At 67.5% G+C, this 21,450-nt stretch carries 21 protein-coding genes and 5 pseudogenes; 10 read left to right on the forward strand and 16 right to left on the reverse strand.

All coding sequences use genetic code 11. The features are described from left to right. Positions 1-39: 39 nt before the first annotated feature. The 5 genes and pseudogenes from lptB to ACZK2V_RS05400 all read right to left on the reverse strand — a co-directional run bounded on the left by lptB (position 40) and on the right by ACZK2V_RS05400 (position 3,601). Complete coding sequence (gene lptB, locus ACZK2V_RS05380; protein ID WP_049400688.1) at positions 40-759, reverse strand: LPS export ABC transporter ATP-binding protein; 720 nt, start codon at positions 757-759, stop codon at positions 40-42. After that, a pseudogene (gene lptA, locus ACZK2V_RS05385) lies at positions 759-1,308 on the reverse strand (lipopolysaccharide transport periplasmic protein LptA). Before lptA ends, lptB begins: the two are co-directional and overlap by 1 nt. A 104-nt stretch (positions 1,309-1,412) precedes the next feature. Further along, positions 1,413-1,988 (reverse strand): LPS export ABC transporter periplasmic protein LptC, encoded by a 576-nt coding sequence (gene lptC, locus ACZK2V_RS05390; protein WP_071228064.1) that lies wholly within the window; start codon positions 1,986-1,988, stop codon positions 1,413-1,415. Further along, entirely contained in the window at positions 1,985-2,533 is a 549-nt protein-coding gene (locus tag ACZK2V_RS05395; protein ID WP_459002653.1) for a KdsC family phosphatase, read from the reverse strand. The genes lptC and ACZK2V_RS05395 overlap by 4 nt, the downstream gene beginning before the upstream one ends. Before the next feature lie 66 nt (positions 2,534-2,599). Then, on the reverse strand, positions 2,600-3,601 hold the full coding sequence (locus tag ACZK2V_RS05400) for a KpsF/GutQ family sugar-phosphate isomerase (protein WP_100437453.1): 1,002 nt from the start codon (positions 3,599-3,601) through the stop codon (positions 2,600-2,602). Positions 3,602-3,655: 54 nt separating this feature from the next. On the opposite strand from ACZK2V_RS05400, the gene ACZK2V_RS05405 reads away from it, so the two are divergent. The 3 genes from ACZK2V_RS05405 to ACZK2V_RS05415 are packed head-to-tail and all read left to right on the forward strand — an operon-like array spanning position 3,656 to position 5,505. After that, positions 3,656-3,886 (forward strand): BolA family protein, encoded by a 231-nt coding sequence (locus ACZK2V_RS05405; RefSeq protein ID WP_005408396.1) that lies wholly within the window; start codon positions 3,656-3,658, stop codon positions 3,884-3,886. A 21-nt stretch (positions 3,887-3,907) separates the two neighbouring features. Further along, on the forward strand, positions 3,908-5,179 hold the full coding sequence (murA, locus tag ACZK2V_RS05410; protein ID WP_071228066.1) for a UDP-N-acetylglucosamine 1-carboxyvinyltransferase: 1,272 nt from the start codon (positions 3,908-3,910) through the stop codon (positions 5,177-5,179). Continuing rightward, on the forward strand, positions 5,176-5,505 hold the full coding sequence (locus ACZK2V_RS05415; RefSeq protein ID WP_032130368.1) for a hypothetical protein: 330 nt from the start codon (positions 5,176-5,178) through the stop codon (positions 5,503-5,505). Before murA ends, ACZK2V_RS05415 begins: the two co-directional genes overlap by 4 nt. A 122-nt stretch (positions 5,506-5,627) precedes the next feature. On the opposite strand, the gene ACZK2V_RS05420 is transcribed toward ACZK2V_RS05415, so the two are convergent. From ACZK2V_RS05420 to purM, 7 genes are all read right to left on the reverse strand, one after another. Then, complete coding sequence (locus tag ACZK2V_RS05420; protein ID WP_010483632.1) at positions 5,628-6,311, reverse strand: DUF3108 domain-containing protein; 684 nt, start codon at positions 6,309-6,311, stop codon at positions 5,628-5,630. A gap of 2 nt (positions 6,312-6,313) precedes the next feature. Continuing rightward, positions 6,314-7,138, reverse strand: a complete 825-nt coding sequence (locus tag ACZK2V_RS05425) for a DUF3108 domain-containing protein (RefSeq protein ID WP_486322974.1) — start codon at positions 7,136-7,138, stop codon at positions 6,314-6,316. Positions 7,139-7,205: 67 nt separating this feature from the next. After that, the gene (gene purN, locus ACZK2V_RS05430) at positions 7,206-7,865 is read right to left on the reverse strand and encodes a phosphoribosylglycinamide formyltransferase (RefSeq protein ID WP_458075463.1); all 660 of its coding nucleotides are present in this window, start codon (positions 7,863-7,865) and stop codon (positions 7,206-7,208) included. Then, positions 7,862-8,524, reverse strand: a complete 663-nt coding sequence (locus ACZK2V_RS05435) for a DUF2238 domain-containing protein (RefSeq protein WP_049398166.1) — start codon at positions 8,522-8,524, stop codon at positions 7,862-7,864. Before ACZK2V_RS05435 ends, purN begins: the two co-directional genes overlap by 4 nt. A 41-nt stretch (positions 8,525-8,565) precedes the next feature. Further along, a complete protein-coding gene (locus ACZK2V_RS05440) occupies positions 8,566-8,988 on the reverse strand; it encodes a hypothetical protein (RefSeq protein ID WP_458075462.1) in 423 nt (140 codons plus the stop codon). Next, positions 8,985-9,488, reverse strand: a complete 504-nt coding sequence (locus ACZK2V_RS05445) for a hypothetical protein (protein ID WP_458075461.1) — start codon at positions 9,486-9,488, stop codon at positions 8,985-8,987. The genes ACZK2V_RS05440 and ACZK2V_RS05445 overlap by 4 nt, the downstream gene beginning before the upstream one ends. Positions 9,489-9,510: 22 nt before the next feature. Next, positions 9,511-10,569, reverse strand: coding sequence for a phosphoribosylformylglycinamidine cyclo-ligase (gene purM, locus ACZK2V_RS05450; RefSeq protein ID WP_458075460.1), 1,059 nt, complete (start codon positions 10,567-10,569; stop codon positions 9,511-9,513). 99 nt (positions 10,570-10,668) lie between these two features. Between purM and ACZK2V_RS05455 the strand changes: the two genes are divergently transcribed. From ACZK2V_RS05455 to hda, 3 genes and pseudogenes are all read left to right on the forward strand, one after another. Beyond that, positions 10,669-11,808 (forward strand): DUF2066 domain-containing protein, encoded by a 1,140-nt coding sequence (locus ACZK2V_RS05455; protein WP_032130361.1) that lies wholly within the window; start codon positions 10,669-10,671, stop codon positions 11,806-11,808. Then, on the forward strand, positions 11,805-12,974 hold the full coding sequence (locus tag ACZK2V_RS05460) for an AI-2E family transporter (RefSeq protein ID WP_458075459.1): 1,170 nt from the start codon (positions 11,805-11,807) through the stop codon (positions 12,972-12,974). Before ACZK2V_RS05455 ends, ACZK2V_RS05460 begins: the two co-directional genes overlap by 4 nt. Further along, positions 12,974-13,677: pseudogene (gene hda / locus ACZK2V_RS05465) on the forward strand (DnaA regulatory inactivator Hda). The gene ACZK2V_RS05460 and the pseudogene hda overlap by 1 nt, the downstream one beginning before the upstream one ends. Positions 13,678-14,206: 529 nt before the next feature. Here hda and murU read toward each other — a convergent pair. The 4 genes and pseudogenes from murU to ACZK2V_RS05485 form a co-directional block, all read right to left on the reverse strand. After that, the gene (murU, locus tag ACZK2V_RS05470) at positions 14,207-14,917 is read right to left on the reverse strand and encodes an N-acetylmuramate alpha-1-phosphate uridylyltransferase MurU (RefSeq protein ID WP_107433679.1); all 711 of its coding nucleotides are present in this window, start codon (positions 14,915-14,917) and stop codon (positions 14,207-14,209) included. After that, a pseudogene (locus ACZK2V_RS05475) lies at positions 14,914-15,938 on the reverse strand (aminoglycoside phosphotransferase family protein). Before ACZK2V_RS05475 ends, murU begins: the two are co-directional and overlap by 4 nt. Positions 15,939-16,002: 64 nt before the next feature. Continuing rightward, entirely contained in the window at positions 16,003-16,272 is a 270-nt protein-coding gene (locus ACZK2V_RS05480) for a GlsB/YeaQ/YmgE family stress response membrane protein (RefSeq protein ID WP_049398791.1), read from the reverse strand. Between the two features lie 70 nt (positions 16,273-16,342). Then, positions 16,343-17,836, reverse strand: a complete 1,494-nt coding sequence (locus ACZK2V_RS05485; RefSeq protein ID WP_010483606.1) for a M20 family metallopeptidase — start codon at positions 17,834-17,836, stop codon at positions 16,343-16,345. Positions 17,837-18,035: 199 nt separating this feature from the next. Here ACZK2V_RS05485 and ACZK2V_RS05490 point away from each other — a divergent pair, with 199 nt between their 5' ends. The 4 genes and pseudogenes from ACZK2V_RS05490 (at position 18,036) to ACZK2V_RS05505 (ending at position 21,182) form a co-directional block, all read left to right on the forward strand. Beyond that, positions 18,036-18,362 carry a ComEA family DNA-binding protein gene (locus ACZK2V_RS05490; protein ID WP_012510302.1) on the forward strand — a complete coding sequence of 109 codons (327 nt, stop codon included), beginning with the start codon at positions 18,036-18,038 and terminating at the stop codon, positions 18,360-18,362. Between the two features lie 352 nt (positions 18,363-18,714). Then, positions 18,715-19,798: pseudogene (locus ACZK2V_RS05495) on the forward strand (L,D-transpeptidase). Positions 19,799-19,815: 17 nt separating this feature from the next. Continuing rightward, positions 19,816-20,539, forward strand: a pseudogene (locus tag ACZK2V_RS05500) (murein L,D-transpeptidase catalytic domain family protein). Positions 20,540-20,573: 34 nt separating this feature from the next. Further along, positions 20,574-21,182 carry a HutD/Ves family protein gene (locus ACZK2V_RS05505; RefSeq protein WP_049398795.1) on the forward strand — a complete coding sequence of 203 codons (609 nt, stop codon included), beginning with the start codon at positions 20,574-20,576 and terminating at the stop codon, positions 21,180-21,182. Positions 21,183-21,450 lie beyond the last annotated feature (268 nt).

A 21,450-nucleotide genomic window follows, 5' to 3' on the forward strand; every position in this document is an offset into this window, starting at 1 on the left:
CCTGTGCCGAAAGGAAGGAGAGGGACCCGGCGCTTGCCGTCACAGCTTGAAGGAATCCCCGAGGTAGACGCGACGCACGTCGGCATTGTCCAGGATCGCTTCCGGCGAGCCCTGGGCCAGCACGCTGCCCTCAGCGAGAATATACGCGCGGTCGCAGATTCCCAAGGTCTCGCGCACGTTGTGGTCGGTGATCAGCACGCCGATGCCACGCTGCTTGAGATGAGTGACGATGCGCTGGATCTCGCCGACGGAAATCGGGTCGACGCCGGCGAACGGTTCGTCGAGCAGGATCAGGCGCGGCTGCGCGGCCAGGGCACGGGCGATCTCGCAGCGGCGACGTTCGCCACCGGACAGGCTGGCGCCGAGCTGGTCGGCGACGTGGCCCAGCTGCAGTTCGTCGAGCAGGCTGTTCAATTCACGCTCGCGGCCAGCCGAATCCAGGCCCTCGCGCAGCTCCAGCACCAGGCGGATGTTGTCGGCCACGGTCAGCTTGCGGAACACCGACGGCTCCTGCGGCAGGTAACCCACGCCCTGCTTGGCCCGGGTATACATCGGGTCGCCGGTGATGTCCTTGCCGTCGAGCACGATGCTGCCAGCATCGGCGGCAACCAGGCCGACGATCATGTAGAAGCAGGTGGTCTTGCCGGCGCCGTTGGGGCCGAGCAGGCCGACCACTTCACCGGCGTCGAGGGTCAGCCCGAAGTCCTTGACGACTTCGCGTTGCTTGTACTTCTTGCGCAGGCCCTTGGCAACGAGCATTACTTCCTGCTCCCGGCCGGCTGTGCCGGCGTGGTGGCCTTGGGCTGTGCCGCAGGTGCGGCCGGGGTCTTGTTCTTCGGCGGGATGACGGTGCGCACGCGGCTGCCGTCACCACCGGAGTTCATTTCGCCGGTGCGGGTGTTGTAGATCATGCGCTGGCCGGCATTGGTGCCGCGCGCTGGTGACCTTATAGTTGCCGGTCAGGGTGATGATCTCGGTCTTGATGTCGTAGTCGATGCGATCGGCCAGCGCGTCCATCCAGGTGCCATCATCGAGCTGCTGCTTCATCTTGGCCTGCTTGCCGGTGAACACCACACGCACCGCTTCGCCGTCCTTGAGGTAGATCTCGGCCTCGGACGAGCGCAGGTCCAGCGTGCCCTGGGTGATGATCACGCCCTGCGACAGCACGGTCTTGCCGTCGCCGGTGAGCGTGCCCGACTGGGCGCCGGAATCGATGTGCATGTCTTCGTTGCGGTCGGTGGACTTGGCGAAGGCGGCGCTGGGGACAAGAAGACCAAGCGCGAGTACGGCGGCAAAGGGAATCTTCATCGGGGTCCGTTCTACCGGTGGGGGCCTCCCGGGTGGACCGGGGGCGGGCGGGTGGGGCTGCCGGCCTTGCGCCTGTCCGGAGACGTCGCAGGCTGGCGGCGGAATCAGCGTTTGGGCGTGTAGCGGCCCTTGGACTGGCTGAGGAAATGATACGTGTTGTTCTTCGAATCCACTTCGAAGCCGACACCGGACTGTTCCATGCCCGGGCGGGTCATGGTCACCAGGGCGTCGGTGCGGGCGCGGTTTTCCTTCGGGAACACGTCCAGATGGTCTGTGCGGAAGGTGGTCGGCACCGTGCCCGGGCCGACCGGGCTGTCGCCGGCGACGTTGCCGCGCAGCTTCATCTCGTCGCCCTTGGCGCTGAGCCAGCCGGTTTCGGCACGCAGGGTCCAGTGCCTGCCATCCTTGTCCGGCATCTCGAACAACGGCGTGGCGATGTTGATGGTCTGGTCACCGCGCTGGCGTTCCAGCAACGGTGCGCGCAGCGTGGTCGATTCCTTGCCTTGCTCATCCAGGGCGACGATCTGGAAGTCGTGCAGGATGTAATCCACGCCCACTTCCTGGCCGCCACTGGCTGGCCCCTTGTCGCGGTTGCGCAGCGCCGCCCAGCTGCTCAGCAGGGCGGCCAGCAGCAGGCCGATGCCGAGCAGGGTGCGCCAGTTCACGGTCGGCAGGTTCATGCGCCGAACCTCGCCAGTACGGCGTCCACATGCCCCTGCGCGGCCAGCAGGATGTCGCACAGCTCGCGCGCGGCGCCACGCCCGCCATTGGCACGGGTCTGCCAGTGCACGCGCTCGGCGATCCACGGATGGGCGTTGGCCGGTGCCACCGCCAGGCCGACCGCGCCCAGCGGCGCCAGGTCCGGCAGGTCATCGCCCATGAAGGCCACCTGTTCCAGGCCGATGCCATGCTGCGCGCACAGCGCCTGCACGCTGGCCAGCTTGTCGCCTACGGCGATCTGGGTGTCGATGCCGAGGTCGGCGCCGCGCTTGAGCGCGGACTGGCTGTTGCGCGCGGTGATCAGCACGGGATGGATGCCGTGCTGCTGCAGCAGTTTCAGGCCCAGGCCATCCTGCACGAAGTACGCCTTGCTCTCGTTGCCGTCCTTGTCGTAGTACAGCCGACCGTCGGTGAGGGTGCCGTCCACGTCGAAGCAGGCCAGGCGGATACGGGCCGCGGCGGCATGCAGGTGGGCAGGGAAGGCGGGCAAGGGGGACCAGGGCATCAGGGCGGCAGGCTCGGTGGGTTCGGGTGGGGCAGTACAGACTGAATGGGGTCTACGGACTGTCGGTTAAACCACCCGGGCCCGCAACAGGTCATGAATGTTCAGGGCGCCGACCGCACGGCCCTGGCCATCGACCACGATCAGGCCGGTGATCTTGTGGGTCTCCATCAGCCGGGCCGCCTCCACCGCCAGCTGGTCGGCGCCGATGGTGCGTGGGTTGCGCGTCATCACATCGGCGATCTTCGCGGTGCGCACGTCCAGCGCGCTGTCCAGCGCGCGGCGCAGGTCGCCGTCGGTGAACAGGCCGATCAGCACGCCGCCGGCATCGACCACGGCGGTCATGCCCAGCCGTTTGCGGCTCATCTCCATCAGCGCTTCACTGAGACTGGCGTCGGCGCCCACGCTGGGCAGGTCGTCGCCGGTGTGCATCACGTCGGTGATGTGCAGCAGCAGGCGGCGGCCGAGGCTGCCGGCCGGGTGTGAACGGGCGAAATCGTCGGCGGTGAAGCCGCGCGCATCGAGCAGGGCCACCGCCAGCGCGTCGCCCATCGCCAGCGAGGCGGTGGTGCTGGAGGTCGGCGCCAGCGCCAGCGGACAGGCCTCGGCCGGCACGCTCACGTCCAGGTGGATGTCGGCGGCGGTGGCTAGGCTGGACTGTGGGCGCCCGGTCATGGAAATCAGCACGTTGCCCTGGCGCTTGAGCACCGGCAGCAGCATCAGCACCTCGTCTGACTCGCCCGAATAGGACAGGGCCAGCACCACGTCGTCCTCGGTGATCATGCCCAGGTCGCCGTGGCCGGCTTCACCCGGGTGCACGTAGAACGCCGGCGTACCGGTGGACGCCAGGGTGGCGGCGATCTTGCGGGCGATGTGCCCGGACTTGCCCATGCCGGTGGCGACCACCCGGCCGCGGCTGCCCAGGATCGCCTGGCAGGCCTGCTGGAACGCCTCGCCAAGGCGGTCGGCCACGGCGTCCAGCGCCTGCCGCTCGATCTCGAAGACGCGGCGGCCGCTGGCGACCAGGCCGGCAGGGTCGACGGAACGGGGGGGCAACAGGGATTCGGCCATGCGGACGCCACGCAGCGGAAGTAGAATGGAGGCACATTTTATTAGGAAAGCCCGTTGGACGCCGACACCATCCGCAATCTGATCGAAACCGGCCTGCCCGGCGCCCGCGCCGACGTGCAGGGCGACGATGGCGTGCATTTCGAAGCGACCGTGGTCTGCGAGGCCTTCGCCGGCAAGATGCCGCTGGCTCGCCACCGCATGGTGTATGCCACGCTGGGCGACCTGATGGGCGGCGCGATCCACGCGCTGGCGCTGAAAACCGTGACCCCGGCCGAAGCCGGCTGAACCGCAGAAGATCCCGAATACATGGCCAAGATCGTTGTGACCGGCGGCGCTGCGCTGCACGGTGAAGTGAGCATCTCCGGCGCCAAGAACGCCGTCCTCCCCATTCTCTGCGCGACCCTGCTGGCCGATGCGCCGGTGGAGATCACCAACGTGCCGCACCTGCACGACGTGGTCACCACGGTGAAGCTGCTGGGCGAGCTGGGCGCCAAGGTCACCATCGACCAGGGCACGCTGTCGCGCGGCAGTGCGATCGTGGTCGACCCGCGTTCGGTCAACCAGCACGTGGCACCGTACGAGCTGGTCAAGACCATGCGCGCCTCGATCCTGGTGCTGGGCCCGCTGCTGGCCCGCTTCGGCGCGGCCGAAGTATCGCTGCCGGGCGGCTGCGCGATCGGTTCGCGTCCGGTCGACCAGCACATCAAGGGCCTGCAGGCGCTGGGTGCCGAGATCGTGGTCGAGAACGGCTTCATCAAGGCCACCGCCAAGCGGCTGAAGGGGGGGCACTTCACCTTCGACATGGTCAGCGTCACCGGCACCGAGAATGTGCTGATGGGCGCGGTGCTGGCCGAAGGCACCACCATCCTCGACAACTGCGCGATGGAACCGGAAGTGACCGATCTGGCGCACTGCCTGATCGCGCTGGGCGCGAAGATCGAAGGCCTGGGCACTGCCCGCCTGGTGATCGAAGGCGTCGAGCGCCTGTCCGGCGGCCGCCATGAAGTGCTGCCCGACCGCATCGAGACCGGCACCTTCCTGGTGGCCGCAGCGATGACCGGTGGCAAGGTCACGGTCAACCGTGCGCGCCCGAATACCATGGACGCGGTGCTGTCCAAGCTGGTCGAAGCCGGTGCGAAGATCGAGACCACCGAAGACACCATCACCCTGGACATGCAGGGCAAGCGGCCGAAGGCGGTCAACCTGACCACCGCGCCTTACCCGGCATTCCCGACCGACATGCAGGCGCAGTTCATGGCGCTCAACTGCGTGGCCGACGGCGTGGGCGTGATCAACGAAACGATCTTCGAGAACCGTTTCATGCACGTCAACGAACTGCTGCGCCTGGGCGCGGATATCCAGGTCGAAGGGCATACCGCCATCGTGCGTGGCAACGAGCACCTGAGCGGCGCGCCGGTGATGGCCACCGACCTGCGCGCCTCGGCCTCGCTGATCCTGGCCGGCCTGATGGCCAGCGGCGATACCACCATCGACCGGATCTACCACCTTGATCGTGGCTACGAGAACATCGAAGAGAAGCTGTCTTCGCTCGGTGCCACCATCCGGCGCGTGCCATGATCCTGCGCGGCAAGTTCAGCCCGCGTCGCAAGGCGCTGCTGGCCCTGGTGCTGATCGTGCTGGCGTGGCTGGGCTATGCCTGGTACGCCAACATCGCCATCACCCAGGGCATCGAGCAGAAGGACATGGACTGGAACGGCGATGGCACGGTCTCGCGTGATGAAATCATCGAGTCGTTCTATGCGGTCGCAGTGAACGACAGCCAGGACGGCAACCGTCATTGCCGCACCTTCGTCTGGCGCAGCACCGGTGAGCAGATCCGCGTGGACTGCCGGACCGAGTTCAAGCCGGCCGAGGAACAGAAACCGGCTGAAGCGAAGAAATAAGAAAACGCCCGCGAAAGCGGGCGTTTTCTTTTCGGTAGTGCCGGCCGCTGGCCGGCAACCCCATCAACCTCGTGGAGCATCGCGAGAATGCCGGGCAGTGGCCGGCACTACCGGTTCGCGCGTCAGTTCATCGCCTTGATGGTCAGGTCCAGCGCATCGCGGCCGCTCTCACGCTGCAGCATGCGCGCCGGCACCGGGAATTCCGGCACGATCCAGGCGATCAGCTCCTTGTTGCCGTCGGCGCGCGAGACCTTGGTGGCCTCGTAGCTCTTGCCGCCCACGGTGATCGATTCCTTGCCGATCACACGGTACGTCATGTTCTTGATGCGGCCTTCGTCGACCATGCGATAGGTCAGCGGCTTGCCCGCCGCCAGGTCACGGGCGATCGCCAGGTTGATCAGCAGCGCGTCCATGTCACCGGCTTTCAGCGCAATCGGGCCAGCGCGATCCGGCTTGATGTCACCGGTCCAGGTGGCCTGGTTGCTGGTCCAGTTGTAGTTGGCCTGCACGTTGCGCTTCTTCACCAGCAGCGCCGAACGGTCCTGGCTGCTGAGCGGGCGCAGCTGGCCACGCACTTCCTCGAACACCGTGCTCTGGCTGAGGTCGGCCAGCTGGTTCTTCACCTGCAGGCTGTAGCGCCACTTGTTGCTGCCTTCGCTGGCCAGGGTCATGGTGCCGTTGGCCTGCATGCCCATGTAGCTGGCCAGGTAATCGGCCTTGAACGGTTCCAGCGCCATGGCCGGCAGGCTGGCCACGGTCAGGGCAGCGGCTGCGATCCAGGTGAGGGGGCGGGTCAGGGTATTCATGCTCAGACTCCTTGGTATTCGATCAGGCGCAGATCGACGCGGTCTTCGCCGTCTTCGCGTTGCAGGATGCGCACCGGGGTGGGGACACCGTTGGCGATCCAGAGAATGGTTTCGTTTCTGCCACCGTTGGTCCGGTAGACCCGCAGTGCGTTGTAGGACAGGTCGCCGACCTCGACGTTCTCGGTCTGCGGCGCGGCCTGGTAGTCGTGTTCGCGGACCTTGCCCATGTCCACGTAGCGGTAATGCATGGAGGCGCCTGGACGCGCATCGCGCATGATCGCCAGGTTGATCAGCAGCGCGCTCTGGTCGCCTGCCTGCAGCGGGATAGGTTGCGCGCGTTCCTTCTTGACGTCACCGGTCCATTGCGCGGTGCCGGCCTGCCAGTTGTAGGTGCCGACCGCCTTCTTGCCCAGGAACAGGCCCTTGCGCACCGTGCTCTGGCTGAGCGGCGCATACGCGCCGCTGCGCTCCTCGAACACCGTGCTCTGTTCGATGTTCAGGCCCAGCACGCTGGCAAAGCCGCGGCGGCCGACCACCTGCATGTCCACCCGCCACTGGCTGCCGCCGGTGTGGGTGACCTGCATGCTGGCATCGCCCGCTTCCTTGCCCTTGTAGAAGGCCTGGTAGGTGGCGCTGAACGGTTGCAGCGGCGGTGGCTCCCAGGCCAGTGCCGGTGGCATCGGTACGGCCGGCGCCTCGGCTGGCGGCTGCGCTGCGGGCACGGGTGCCGGCGGGGTGGCGGGCGCCTGTGCCTGGCCCCAGCCCACGCCGGGGAACACGGCAAGCGACAACAGCAATGGAGTGGACAGCAGGGTCGTGGTCTTCATGGAGGACAGGGACCGCAGGAGGGGGCAGGATGCCAGCCCCGCAGTCAGCGGGGCGTGTGCATGGGGACTACCGGTTCAGGTTCCCGGCGGAATCTAGGGCCAACGGGCTAAACAGGGGGTGACCGTCCAGTTGCGGCTGGCCCTCCCGTTCAGCCAGGCGGCCGGCGCACAACAGCTGCAGGGTGGCGATCAGCAGCGGATGCTCCACCGCCAGCACGCGCGCGGCCAGACTGTCGGCGTCATCGCCGGGCAGCACCGGCACCCGCACCTGCGCCAGCACGGCGCCCGCATCCAGCTCGGGCACGACCAGATGCACGCTGGCACCGTGCTCGGCGTCGCCCGCCTGCAGCGCCCGTGCGTGGGTGTCCAGGCCCTTGTGCAGCGGCAGCAGCGATGGATGGATGTTGACCAGCCGGCCATTGAAGCGCTGTACGAAGGCCGCGCCGAGGATGCGCATGTAGCCGGCGCAGACGATCCAGTCCGGTTGTAATGCGGCCAGCGCATCGCCGAGCGCCTGCTCGTAGCTGGCGCGGTCGCTGAAGGACTTCGGTGCATGCGCCCAGCGCAGGTTCGGTGCGACGCGCTGCAGGGCCTCTGCGGCGGGGCGGTCGGAAAACACGCCGACCACCTCGGCGGGCAGTCGGCCGTCGGCAATGGCATCGAGGATGGCCTGCAGGTTGCTGCCGCGGCCGGAGGCGAGCACGGCAATGCGGGTGGTCGCGGTCACTGCTGAGCGCTCCGGCGGATCAGCGGCCAGATCAGCAGGCTGCCGAGGGTGGCCATCAGCATGTCGGCGTGCGCGTCCCACATATCGCCCTGCTGCCCGTTGTAGGCCTCGGCAGCATCCGGTGACAGCGCCAGCGCGATGGCCCACTCGAACCATTCGTAGACCAGGCTGGCACACATCACCGTCATCACCGCCAGGGTGAAGGCTTGGCCCAGGCGCAGCGCCGGCCACGCATGACGGGCAAGCTGCAGCAGCGCAGGAGTGAAGCAGACGCCGAACAGGAAGTGGATGAGGCGATCGAAATGGTTGCGCTGCCAGCCGAAGGCCGCATTCGGCGACCAGCCGCTCAGCGTCTGCGCCCATGCGTCGTAGGGCACGTTGGAATACAGCCAGCGCGCGGCCACGCAGTGCAGGGCGATGAAGCCGCAGATCGCGATGAAGGCACCGTTGCCCAGCCAGCCGCCGCGACGGTCGACCCACAGCAGCGCGGCCAGCCCGATCACGGTCAGGGTGCTGTGCAGGGCCTGTTCGGTAGGCCACAGCGGGTGGACCCAGCTGATTGCGAACACCGCCAGCACGGCGGCAAAGGCCAGCTTCTTGGGGCCCGAGAAACGGTGGGTGGTGGGCGAAGCGGACGTGGGGAGGGCAGGCGCGGACATGGGAAATCGATCAGGAAAGGACGGGGCGTCTGCCGGCAGGTTCAGACACTGAGGTGGTCGCCGCGGTCGAACAGCGCGGCCATGTCAGGTTTGGACAGGAACACCCAGGCATAGGCGGCCAAGGCCATGCCCAGCGGGCCGGCCAGTACGCCCAGCCACGCCGCGCACCGGCACCAGGCCAGCCCGGTGCGATGTGACAGCTGGCGCGCGGTATACAACTGCACGAACCCCAGCACGGCCGCCAGCACGGCGATGGACGCATAGACCGTGGTCAGCATCCAGGCATCGTCCAGTCCGCGCGCGTGGGCCACCCATCCGCTGAGGCCAAGGAACGCCACTGTGGCGAACCAATGGAAGCCGGCCAACGCGTAGAACAGCACTTTCAGCGTCTGCAGATGGCTGGTCAGCTGCAGCTGCGCCAGGGTCTGATGCGGCAGCGGCGGCGGATTGCCGGAGGCGGTCATGCGGGCGTGGTGGGAAGGTCGAAGGCGGCCTTCACCTGCGGGCGCAGCAGGGTGATCAGGCTGAACACCCCCAGCACCGTGCCGACGGGGGTGAACAGGCAGGCCAGGCCGGCCGCGATCAGGCACAGCAGGTAGCGGCGTCTCTGGGCCAGGCAGCGTCCGGCATAGGCGACGAACGCGCCCAGGGTGACGCCACCGAATACGGCGACGCAACCGATGAGGGTGAACATCCAGCCGAACAGGCGCTGTTCGGCCGGCGACGACGGCTGGCCGCCGGAATTCATCGGCAGGTTGCCGGTGAGCGCGGTGATGCCCAGCACGATGTGGATGATGAAGATCAGCGAGAACAGCACGATCAGGCCGCCGACCACGTAGTGCGCGATGGCCAGCATGCGCAGGTGGTCGGCATCCTGCGCGTTGAACACCGGTACCGTCGCCAGCGGCGGCGGCACGGGGGCGGGCGACAAGGGGGCGGGCGACAAGGGGGGCGTTGCGTCCATGCGGGCTCCTGGGTTGTCGGGATCAGGCGATGTGGACGCGCTCGGCGCCTTCGGCGGTGACCACCTGGCCGATGGTCCAGTGCTCCAGGCCCTGCGCCTTGACCGCATCGGATACCGCGGCCACCTGGTCCGGCGCCACGATCAGCACGAAGCCGATACCGCAGTTGAAGGTGCGCCACATCTCGCTGTCGGCGACCGCGCCTTCCTTCTGCAGCCACTGGAACACCGGCGCCAGGGTCCAGGACGAGGCCTGGATGTCCAGGCCGAGGCCTTCGGGCACCACGCGGATGATGTTCTCGGTCAGGCCGCCACCGGTGATGTGGGCCATGCCGTGGATGGCCGCGCCGTGCGACTTCAGCAGCGACAGGATCGGCTTCACGTACAGGCGGGTCGGCGCCATCAGCGCATCGACCAGCTTCACGCCGCCTTCCAGCTCCAGCTCGGCCGGGCGGCCGGCGCGGTCGTAGATGCGGCGCACCAGCGAGTAGCCGTTGGAATGCGGGCCGGACGAAGCGATGCCGATCAGCACGTCGCCGGCAGCCACGCTGGCGCCATCCTTCAGCTCGCTCTTCTCGACCGCGGCGACGGTGAAGCCGGCCAGGTCGTACTCGCCCGGGGCATACATGTCGGGCATTTCAGCGGTTTCGCCGCCGATCAGCGCGCAGCCGGCCTCGGTGCAGCCGTTGGCGATGCCGCCCACGACCGCTGCGGCGGTGTCGATGTCCAGCTTGCCGGTGGCGAAGTAGTCCAGGAAGAACAGCGGCTCGGCACCCTGCACCAGCACGTCGTTCACGCACATGGCGACCAGGTCGATGCCGATCGTATCGTGGCGGTTCAGCTGGTGGGCCAGCTTCAACTTGGTGCCCACGCCGTCGGTACCCGACACCAGCACCGGCTCGCGGTACTTGTTGGACAGGTCGAACAGGGCGCCGAAGCCGCCCAGGCCGCCCATCACTTCCGGGCGGAAGCTGCGCTTGACCAGGGGCTTGATCCGCTCGACCAGTTCGTTGCCGGCGTCGATGTCGACACCCGCGTCACGGTAGGTGAGGGGGGAGGGGGCGGAAGACGGGGTGTTGGTCACGGGCGTCGGCGCTGGCAGGGGTTGAACGGGCGATTTTAACAGGCCGCATTGGCGCAAAGGCCGTATTCGGGCAACAATTCCCCCGGATACGTCGAGCCAATGGATGTCCTGATGCGCCGCAGCCTGATTCTGACCCTGCTCCTTGCGCTGAGCCTGCCGGTGGCCACGATGGCCCAGAGCGGCCTGCGCACCGAGGGTGATGTTGCCACCGCCACTGGCGCGTACGAGGCCGAAGTGCCCGTCAACAGCCAGGCCGAAGCCGACCGCAACGGCGCCCTGGCCCGCGCCTTGAGCGTTGTACTGGGCAAGTTGTCCGGCGATCGCAGCGTGATGTCGCGCCCTGGCGTGGCGCAGGCGCTGCGCAATGCCAAGGATTACGTGGCCAGCTACGACTACAAGCAGGACCAGAGCGTGAGCGCCAGTGGCGCCCCCAGCTTCCGCACCCTGCTGGTGGCCCGCTTCCGCGAGGACGATGTCGATTCGCTGGTGTCGGCGCTGGGCCTGCCGCTGTGGCCGCAGCCCCGACCGAAGCCGGTGCTGTGGCTGGCCGTCGATGACGGCAGCGGTCCGCGCCTGGTCAGCGTGCAGCAGGCCAACGCCGCCCGCCCGTTGCTGAACCGCGCCATTGAACGCGGCTACAAGCTGGGCCTGCCCAGCGGTGGTGCCGCCGAACAGGCGCTGGCCGGTGCCATCTGGCGCCAGGACAGTGCCGCCGTGGCCCGTGCCTCTTCGCGCTACTCGCCGCCGATGCAGCTGATCGGCAAGCTGTACCGCGCCAATGGCGGCTGGCAGGCGGACTGGGTGTTCGTCGACAACGGCCGTGAGCTGAACAAGTGGACCAGCAAGGACGCCAACGCCATGCGCGCGATGGCCGCCGGTGCCGATGGTGCCGCCGATGCGCTGGTCAAGCGCTATGCCAAGGCCGGCGCGGCCGTCGGCCAGGCCGGCACCTATCGGGTGGTGGTCACCGGCATCAACAGTGCCGACGACTACCTGCGCCTGGCTGCCGGCCTGCGTGAGGTGCCGGTGGTGCGCAACGTCACCCCGCTGCACGCTTCGGCCGGCCAGCTGGAGCTGAGCCTGGAGATGACCACCGGCCTGGCCGGCTTCAACCGCATGCTGGGCGACAACGGCGTGCTGGTGCCGAGCGCACCGCTGCCGGCCCTGCCGACGCCGATCGACGACACCACCGGTGCCCCGGTCGCTGCGCCGGTCAGCAACGAGTACCGCCTGCGATGAACCTGACCCCGGAAGCGGAAATCGCGCAGTTCCTGCGCCGCCTGAAGTACATCCTGTTCGCCGGCCTGATCGGCTGGGTGGTGTGGTTGCTGGCGCCGATCCTGACCCCGTTCGTGCTGGCGCTGGCGCTGGCCTGGCTGGGCGATCCGCTGGTGGACCGCATCGAGGCCACCGGCCGTTCGCGCATGACCGGCGTGGTGCTGGTGTTCGCGGCGATGGTGCTGGTGATCGTGGCGCTGCTGCTGGTGCTGGTGCCGATGATCGAGCGCCAGATCACCACCCTGATTGCGGTCGCGCCGCAGGCACAGGCGTGGCTGATGGAAAAGGGCATTCCCTGGTTCGAGCAGAAGACCGGCCTGGAAGTGATGCAGTGGCTGGACCCGGACCGCCTGATCGAATGGGTGCGCAGCCACTGGCAGCAGGCCGGCGGCTTTGCCACCACGTTCATGGGCTACGTCTCGCGTTCGGGCTTTGCGATGGTGACCTGGGTGGTCAACATCCTGCTGCTGCCGATCCTGGCGTTCTACTTCCTGCGTGACTGGGACAAGCTGGTCGAGCGCGTGGCGTCGGTGATTCCGCGCAACCAGATCGGCACCATCAGCGCATTGGCGCGTGAGTCCAACGAGGTGCTGGGCGCCTTCATCCGCGGTCAGTTCCTGGTGATGCTGGCGCTGGGTGTGATCTATGCCGGCGGCCTGTCGCTGGTCGGCCTCAAGCTGGGTCTGCTGATCGGCCTGATTGCCGGCCTGATCAGCTTCATTCCCTACCTGGGCGCGACCACCGGCATCCTGATGGCGGTGGTCGCCGCACTGGTGCAGGCACAGGGCTTCGACCTGAAGCTGCTGATCCTGGTCGGCGTGGTGTTCACCGTGGGCCAGCTGCTGGAAAGCTACGTGCTGACCCCGCGGATTGTCGGCGACAAGATCGGCCTGCACCCGGTGGCAGTGATCTTCGCGGTGATGGCCGGCGGCCAGCTGTTCGGCTTCCTCGGCATGCTGCTGGCGCTGCCGGTGGCAGCGGTGACCAACGTGCTGCTGCGCTACGCGCACCAGCGTTATCGCCAGAGCGAGCTGTACGTGGGTGAGAAGCCGGCGATCGTGCTTGACGGCGTGGTCGATGCGCCCCATATCATCGTTCCGAACGACAAGGGCCCCGACCTGAAGTGATGGGTGTGCCGCAACTGCCGCTGGCCCTGCATTACCCGCGGGACCAGCGCCTGGAGACCTTCATCGGCGCGCCGGACGGCGCGCTGGCGCAGCTGCGCGCGATCGCGGTGGGTGCCAGCCACGATTGGGTTTATCTGGAAGGTGCGGCGGGCACGGGCAAGACCCACCAGGCACTGGCGATGTGCTCCAGCGCCGAGCAGGCCGGGCGACTGCCGACCTACGTACCGCTGGCCAGCGCCGCCGGCCGCGTACGCGCGGCGTTGGATGGGCTGGAGGCGCGCGAGCTGGTGGCGCTGGACGGCCTGGACGAGGTGGCTGGCAACCGCGAGGACGAGATCGCGCTGTTCGATTTCCACAACCGCGCGCGCTGCGGGCGTGACCGTGCTGTACACGGCGCAGAAGGCGCCGGAAGAACTGGGCCTGGTACTGCCCGATCTGCGTTCGCGGCTGGGTCAGTGCGTGCGTGTGCTGCTGCAGCCGCTGGATGAGGAAGGACGGGCAGCGGTGCTGCGTGAGCGCGCTGCGGCGTGGGCTGGCGATCGACGAGGCCTCGATCGAGTGGCTGCTGTCGCATACCGGGCGCGAGCTGGGTGGATTGATCACGCTGCTGGACTGGCTGGACCGGGAGTCGCTGGCGGCGAAGCGGCGGATCACCGTGCCGTTCCTGCGCCAGGTGCTGGAAGAAGGCCGGCCGCGTTACTGAGGGTGGGGTTTGCTTTGCAGGGCTGCGCCCTGCACCCGCCGTAGTGCCGGCCGCTGGCCGGCAACAGCAAGAGCTGAAGCAACAGCAGAAGCTGGCTTCCTGAGGGGAGGCGGGGTGGCTCAGGTTGCGGGGGACGGCGCAAGTACGTCCATGTAGCCTCGGTCGCGCCATCCATGGCGCTCACGCCCCCGCAACCTGAGCCACCCCGCCTTCGACAGGTTCCCGCGATCTGCCGGGACTGCGTACTGCACTGCTGTTGGTGGGTGTCGACCTTGGTCGACACCAGAGCGAGCATAGCGACGCGACCCGCTTTTGCTTTTCTTTTTTCTTTTCCGTGGCTGGACGCGCACGGAAACTGTCAGAGGCCGGGCGGGATGGGTACGCGGGGGTGTCTGCGGCATGGATGCCGCGGACAAGCCTCCATGGATGGATTCACGGCGTCCCCCGCGTACCCATCCCGCCCGGCCAAGCACGGCTTTGCAGTCGAGCAAGCTCGACTCTACTGATTAGGCATCCAGCCACGAGGGGCTCAGCCGTTCGCGGCCAACTCAACATCCAGCGCGCGCAGGCGATCCACGGTCCCGACATCGGTCCAGCGCCCGCGATGGTGCTGCCCCGTCATCAATCCCTGCGCCATGAAGTGCTTCTGCAGCGGCACCACCGAGAACTTCGGCGGAACACGCTCGCTACCCGGCGCATCGCCGATCACCGTGCGCCAGTCGGCCACGATGGAAGGGCGATACACGCCGATGCCGGCATAGGTCAGGCACGGGCCTTCGCGGTCGTGATGCAACACGCCCTGCGCGTCGAGCCGGTAGTCACCGTGGGGGTGCTGCGCAGGATTGTCGACCAGCACCAGATGCGCCTGGCCCTGCGGCTCGCGCGGCAGCGTGGCGAAATCGAAATCGGTCCAGATGTCGCCGTTCACCACCAGGAACGGGGCGTCGCCCAGCACCGGCAGGGCATTGAGGATGCCGCCGCCGGTTTCCAGCGGGGTCGCTCCTTCGTACAGGAAATGCAGGCGCAGGCCCCATTGGCTGCCATCGCCCAGTGTCGCCGGAAACTGCTCGGCCAGCCATGCGGTGTTGACCACCACCTCGCGTATGCCCAGCGCCGCGAGGCGTTCCAGGTGCCAGACGATCAACGGCTTGCCAGCCACGTCCAGCAGCGGCTTGGGCGTGTGCAGTGTCAGCGGGCGCATGCGCTCGCCGAGGCCGGCAGCAAAGACCAGCGCCTTCATCGGGCCACGCGCATCGGTGCGGCCAGGTCGGTCAGCGCCGGCTTGATGCGGTGTTCCAGCAGCTGCTGCAGCGGTGCCAGCTCACGGTAGCGCGGCAGCACTTCGTCCAGATAGGTGATGAAGCGCGGCGCGTCGTCGAGGTAGTGACCCTTGTTGTCGCGGTAGCGCAGGCGGCAGAACAGGCCAAGGATCTTCACGTGGCGCTGGATGCCCATCCAGTCGGCATCGCGCAGGAAGGTGGCGCGGTCGGGCACCGGCAGGCCGGCGTTGCGGGCGCCTCGTGATACTGCGCCAGCCACTCGTCCACACGCTGCAGCGGCCAGCTCAGGAACGCGTCCTTGAACAGGCTCATCGCATCGTAGGCGATCGGGCCGCGCACCAGGTCCTGGAAATCCAGCACTGCCGGACCATTCTCGACCGGCATCAGATTGCGCGGCATGTAGTCGCGATGGGTCATCAGCTGGGCCTGGCCCAGCGCGTTGTCCATCAAGCGGCGGTGCACCAGCTGCAGCCCTTCAATCTCGCCGCAGTCCAGTTCCAGGTTCAGGTGGCGCTGCAGGAACCATTCGTCGAACAGGCCGGCATCGCGCTGCAGCAGTGCTTCGCCGAACTGGCCGAAGTCGGCCGGCACCGGGATCGCCTGCAGGCGCAGCAGCTGTTCGATCGAGCGGCCGAACCATTCATCGGCGTTGCGCTCGTCGAGGATCTTCGCCAGGGTCGGGCCGCCGAGATCTTCCAGCAGCAGGAAGCCGGCATCCAGATCCTGCGCCAGCAGCGCGGGCACACGCAGGCCGTTGTCATCCAGCAGGCCGCGCATGCGCAGCCATGGGCGCGGATCTTCCAGCCCCGGCGGGGCATCCATCACGATGTGGCTGCCGCGCGTGCTGGTGGTGCGCCAGTAGCTGCGCATGCCGGCATCGACCGAGGCGCGTTCGACCACCGCACTGGAATCATCGAGCTGGGTACGGGCCCACTGCAGGCGCTGCGCGCTGCGCTGGGGATCGGAGGCGGGTTCGGTCATGCAGGCATATCCGGGCGCGCCGGGCGCGCCTACGTCGGGAACAGGAAGGGAAGAGGGTGCGGGATCAGCGGCGACCGCTGAACAGACGCAGGACGGCCAGCACGGCCACCGCGCCCAGCACCGCACCGAGGAAGCCGGCCGGCTCACCGGGGGCGTACCAGCCCATGTACTGGCCGAACCACCCGGCCAGCAGTGCGCCGATGATGCCCAGCACGATGGTCAGCAGGCAGCCCATGCGGTTGTTGCCGGGCATGAAGAATCGCCCGAGCAGGCCGACGAAGAAGCCGACCAGGATGATGTAGAGCCAGCTGCTGCTGCCGAACAGACCATTCATGCGCGCGATTTCCACCAAGGGTGGACGCAGCCTAGCAAGGCCAGGCTGCGTCCGTCACGGTGTGCCGGATTCAGCAGCAGCCGTGGTCGCCGTGGCGGGTGCCACTGTCGGCAGCCACCGGCGAACCGCTGGTCTCGCCGCGCAGGCTGGCGGCGTAGTGCTCGCTGATCACCTTGGACACGCAGGCGGTGACCTTCTTGCCCATCGGAATGTGCAGGAACTCGTTCGGGCCGTGTGCATTGGAGTGCGGACCGAGCACGCCGGTGATCATGAACTGGGCGCCCGGGAACTTCTCACCCAGCATGCCCATGAACGGAATCGAGCCACCTTCGCCCATGTACATCGCCGGCTTGCCGAAGAAGGCCTGGCTGGCGTCGTCGATGGCCTGGGTCAGCCACGGCGCCATGGCCGGGGCGTTCCAGCCGGTGGATGCCTTTTCCAGATCCAGAGTGACCTGCGCACCGTTCGGCGGGTCGCGCAGCAGCGCTTCCTTCAGCAGCTCACCGCAGGTCTTGCCATCGGCGGTCGGCGGCAGGCGCAGCGACAGCTTCACCGAGGTCTGCGGGCGCAGCACGTTGCCGGCCGATTCCAGCGCCGGCATGCCACCGACGCCGGTGACCGACAGTGCCGGGCGCCAGGTGCGGTTGAGCACCAGCTCGGTCAGGTCCTCGTTCATCGGACGCAGGCCGTCGACCATCGGGAACTTCTCGAAGATCTCGGTATCGACCACTTCGGCGGCGCGCTTGGCCTGTTCCTGGCGCTCGGCCGGGATCTCAACGTTCATGCCGTCGATCAGGATGCGGCCGGTGTCCTGGTCCTCGATGCGCGACAGCAGCTGGCGCAGCAGGCGGAAGCTGGACGGCACCACGCCGGAGGCATCGCCGGAGTGCACGCCTTCGTTGAGCACCTTCACGGTGAAGTTGCCGCCGGTCAGGCCGCGCAGCGAGGTGGTGCACCACAGCTGGTCGTAGTTGGCGCAGCCCGAATCCAGACAGACCACCAGCGACGGCTTGCCGATGCGGTCGGCGAGGTGGTCGACGTAGGCCGGCAGGTCATAGCTGCCCGACTCTTCACAGGCTTCGATCAGCACCACGCAGCGGGCGTGCGGCAGGCCCTGGGCCTGTAGTGCCAGCACCGCGGCCAGCGAGCCGAAGATGGCGTAGCCGTCGTCCGCACCGCCGCGGCCATACAGCTTGTCGCCGCGCAGGACCGGGGTCCACGGGCCGAGGTCGTCGTCCCAGCCGGTCATTTCCGGCTGCTTGTCGAGGTGGCCGTAGAGCAGGATGGTGTCGTCGCCGGTTTCGGCGCCGGTAGCCGGAATTTCCAGGAAGATCAGCGGGGTACGGCCTTCCAGGCGCACCACTTCAACCTTCAGGCCGGGCAGCTGCTGGGCCTTGGCCCAGTTCTCCATCAGGGTGACCGCCTGTTCCATGTAGCCGTTCTGCACCCAATTGGCGTCGAACATCGGCGACTTGTTGGGAATGCGGATGTAGTCGACCAACTGCGGGACGATCTCGCTGTCCCACTTGTCATTGACGAATTGGCCGAGCTTGGCGCTGTCCATCTGAAACTCCGGTTGCATGGGCTGATCCGGCCATTCTACGCCTGTGCCGCGGGTAGGGTTTTTCCTACATCACGTCGGGTATTTGGCTGGCTTTTAGAAATCCAGGAAACCGATAGGCTGTGTGCATGTGGTGACGGACACTGTTCCTACCGACGGGATTGCCGGTCGGGACGGCCAGAATCACAAGGAGATACACGTCGTGCCTTGGAGTGTCGTGTTGAGGGCACTGGTGCTGGTCGTGTGGATCGCTGGGGCGCATGCCGCCGAACCGATCGACATCAACCGCGCCGATGCCCAGGCGCTGCAGCAGGGATTGACGATGGTCGGAGCCGCCAAGGCCGAGGCGATCGTCGAGCACCGGCGCAGACACGGCCCGTTTCATCGCGTCGAGGACCTGACGCAGGTGAAGGGGATAGGGAAAGCAATCGTCGAACGGAATCGACAGCGGATCACCGTAGGCAACAGGTTGTTGCCGGCGGATCCGGTACCCGGATCGGTACCGGTGCGAACCGTACCCAGGCGCTGACAGCAGGAATCGTCGGAACCGGCAGGAGGCTGGTTCACCGGACACGGACAGGAAGGCCGTGACCACCGACCGCCGCAGGACGCGGCACCAATCACCAGGATGGTGGCATCACAGACCTGTGGAAGGGGCTGAGATACAAACAGGACAGACGCGGCCGCGTGCAGGATGCAACGCTACCCCCACAGCGCAGGATGCGAGGGGGCGGCAGCAGGCCGACAAGGACGTAACGATTGCCCGGTACGACACATGGCTGTGTCGCCGGGCAGTTTCATTTCCGGCACTTGGTTTTGCCGCGGCCACCACGGGTCGATGGTGTACGGTGGCCGCACCGCATGGAAAGGACCCCCGCTGGATGCTTCTGCACCGCCCCACTACCCTGATGCTCGCCCTTGCACTGGCCCTGCCGCTGCTGGGCCATGCCGCTGCGCCGACGCCGGCCGCCAAGCCTGCCGCTGCCGCAGCCAGCACCGCCGAAGTGCGCGGACCGACCGACCTCAAGCCGGGCGAATACCTGTGGCATCCGGAAATTTCACCGACCGGCCCGATCGTGCTGGTGGTCAGCCTCGATGAGCAGCGCGCGTACGTGTACCGCAACGGCATTGCCATCGGCCTGACCACGATCAGCTCGGGCAAGGCTGGGCATGAGACGCCGACCGGCGTGTTCACCATCCTGCAGAAGGACAAGGACCACAAGTCCAACCTCTACAACAGCGCGCCGATGCCCTACATGCAGCGGCTGACCTGGGACGGCATCGCCCTGCATGGCGGCAGCCTGCCTGGTCATCCGGCCTCGCATGGCTGCGTGCGGCTGCCGCAGGCCTTCGCGCAGAAGCTGTTCAGTGAAACCCAGCGTGGCGACACCGTGGTCGTGGCCGATGCCAAGAGCTCGCCGATGACGCTGGCCTATCCGTCGGTGCTGGCACCGGTCAACGCGCGGCCAGGCCCTTCCGGAGACCGGGGATGGGGCCCCGGCGCAGGCCTGGTGGGATGACGCCGCAGCGCCGGCCGGGCAGGTCGGCATCCTGGTCAGCCTGCACGACCAGCGCCTGTACGTGCTGCGCGATGGCGTGATGATCGGCGAGTCGCCGCTGAAGGCCGACGCCCTGCCGGCATTCCAGGGCACCACGCTGTTCGTGATGGGGCAGGGCTACAGCGATACGCCCAGCCCGTTGGACGTGAACCAGCGCCTGCACCAGTGGACGGCCTATCCGCTGCTGGGCCAGGACCGTGCCCAGGCCACCCCGGACCTGCTGGCCACGCCCTCGCTGCCGATGGCGCTGCCGGCCGATTTCGCCCGCCAGCTGTACCAGGTGCTGGTGCCGGGCACGACCCTGCTGGTGACCTCGCTGCCGGCGGTCCGCCCAAGCCCGGCTGAATCCGGAATGCAGCCGGTCTTGGAATCCGAGCCGCCAGGGTCCACCCTCAAGAGCAACTGAGTCCCTTCGTTGTGCCCATGACTGCATCCCGCCTGTGCCGGCTGGCCGCGTTCGGCCTGCTGGCGACCTCGGCCAGTGCTCCGGCGCTGGCACAGACGCCCGCCCTTGCCACCAGTGCCGATGATCTGGCTGCCTTGCTGTCGCGCAGTGCGCCCAAGGCCGACCGCCACGTATTGCAGCTGGCGGCGCACGCCATGCGCTGCGCGCTGCAGCGGCCCGAGCTGGGCATCAATGGTGATCGCCTCAGCGTGATCGACTATTCTCGGCCGTCCACCGAGCCGCGCCTGTGGGTGTTCGACCTGGCCCACCAGCGCCTGCTGTTCGAGGAATGGGTGGCGCATGGCCGCAACAGCGGTGAGAACCGCACCGAGCACTTCTCCAACCGCGATGGCAGCTTCATGTCCAGTCTTGGCGCGTTCACCGCGCAGGAGACCTACATGGGCGGCAATGGGTACTCGCTGCGCCTGGCCGGGCTGGAACCGGGCTTCAACGACCGCGCGCGAACGCGCCATCGTCATTCACGGCGCCCCCTACGTGAACCCGGCGACCGCGCAGCTGCAGGGACGGCTCGGCCGCAGCCTGGGCTGCCCTGCGGTACGCCTGTCGGTGGCCAAGCCGCTGATCGACGCATTGCGTGGCGGCACGATGGTGTTCGCCTACTACCCCGACCAGGACTGGCTGAAGCACTCGCAGCTGCTGGGCGGTGAGTGTGGTGGCCAGGGCACGCTCGCCACGCGGTGATGCATGACGGCGCGCGGCATGATGCAATGCGCCGATGAACATCGACTCCCTGTTGCACACTCCGAGCCAGGTGATCTCCCGCCTGGACTATCGCCGCGAACGCTGGCGCAACGGCCTGGGCTGGACCCGCGAGATCCTGCGACTGCCGGCGCAGGGTGATGACTGGGCGCTACGCCTGTCGGTGGCCGAGATCGAGCAGGATGCCGCGTTCTCCGCCTTCCCCGGCGTGGAGCGCGAACTGGTGCTGCTGCAGGGCAATGGCGTGCGCCTGCGTTTCGAGGATGGCCGTGTGGCCGAGGTCCTGCCGCCGCACGGGCGCGTGCGTTTCGCCGGTGAGGAAGCGCTGCACGGCGAACTGGTCGATGGCACCACCCACGACTTCAACCTGATGTGGAAGCGCGAGCTGCTGCAGGCCGAGCTGCTGCACCGGCCGCTGGTGGGCACGATGTTCTTCTTCTGCGAGCCGGGCGTGGCCTGGGCGCTGCATCTGCTGGCCGGTCAGGCGGAGTTTGGTGCAGATAGTGGCCTGCCGGCGTTGCAGGCGGGAGACACTGCGTGGTTGGCGGCCGGTGAACGGCAGCGTCATGCATTGCAGGGCGGTGGCGAGTTGCTGGCGATCCGGATCAGTGCGGCGGCGGGATGATTCCTGGGCGCCGGTTGGCACTATCCACGTATGGCGTGGATCTACTGCAAATGCGGTTGCCACCATGTCTGGACACACCGTTCAGTAGATCCACGCCATGCGTGGATGGGGCCACCGATACCGCGTCACGGTGCGAACCAAGGTTCGCACCCACCAGAATGCGGTTCGCGCCAGCCGAATCTGTTCAGTAGATCCACGCCATGCGTGGATGCGGCCACCGACACCGCGTCATGGTGCGAACCAAGGTTCGCACCCACCAGAAAGCGGT

It is taken from the genome of Stenotrophomonas sp. 93052_Sma, assembly GCF_056481145.1.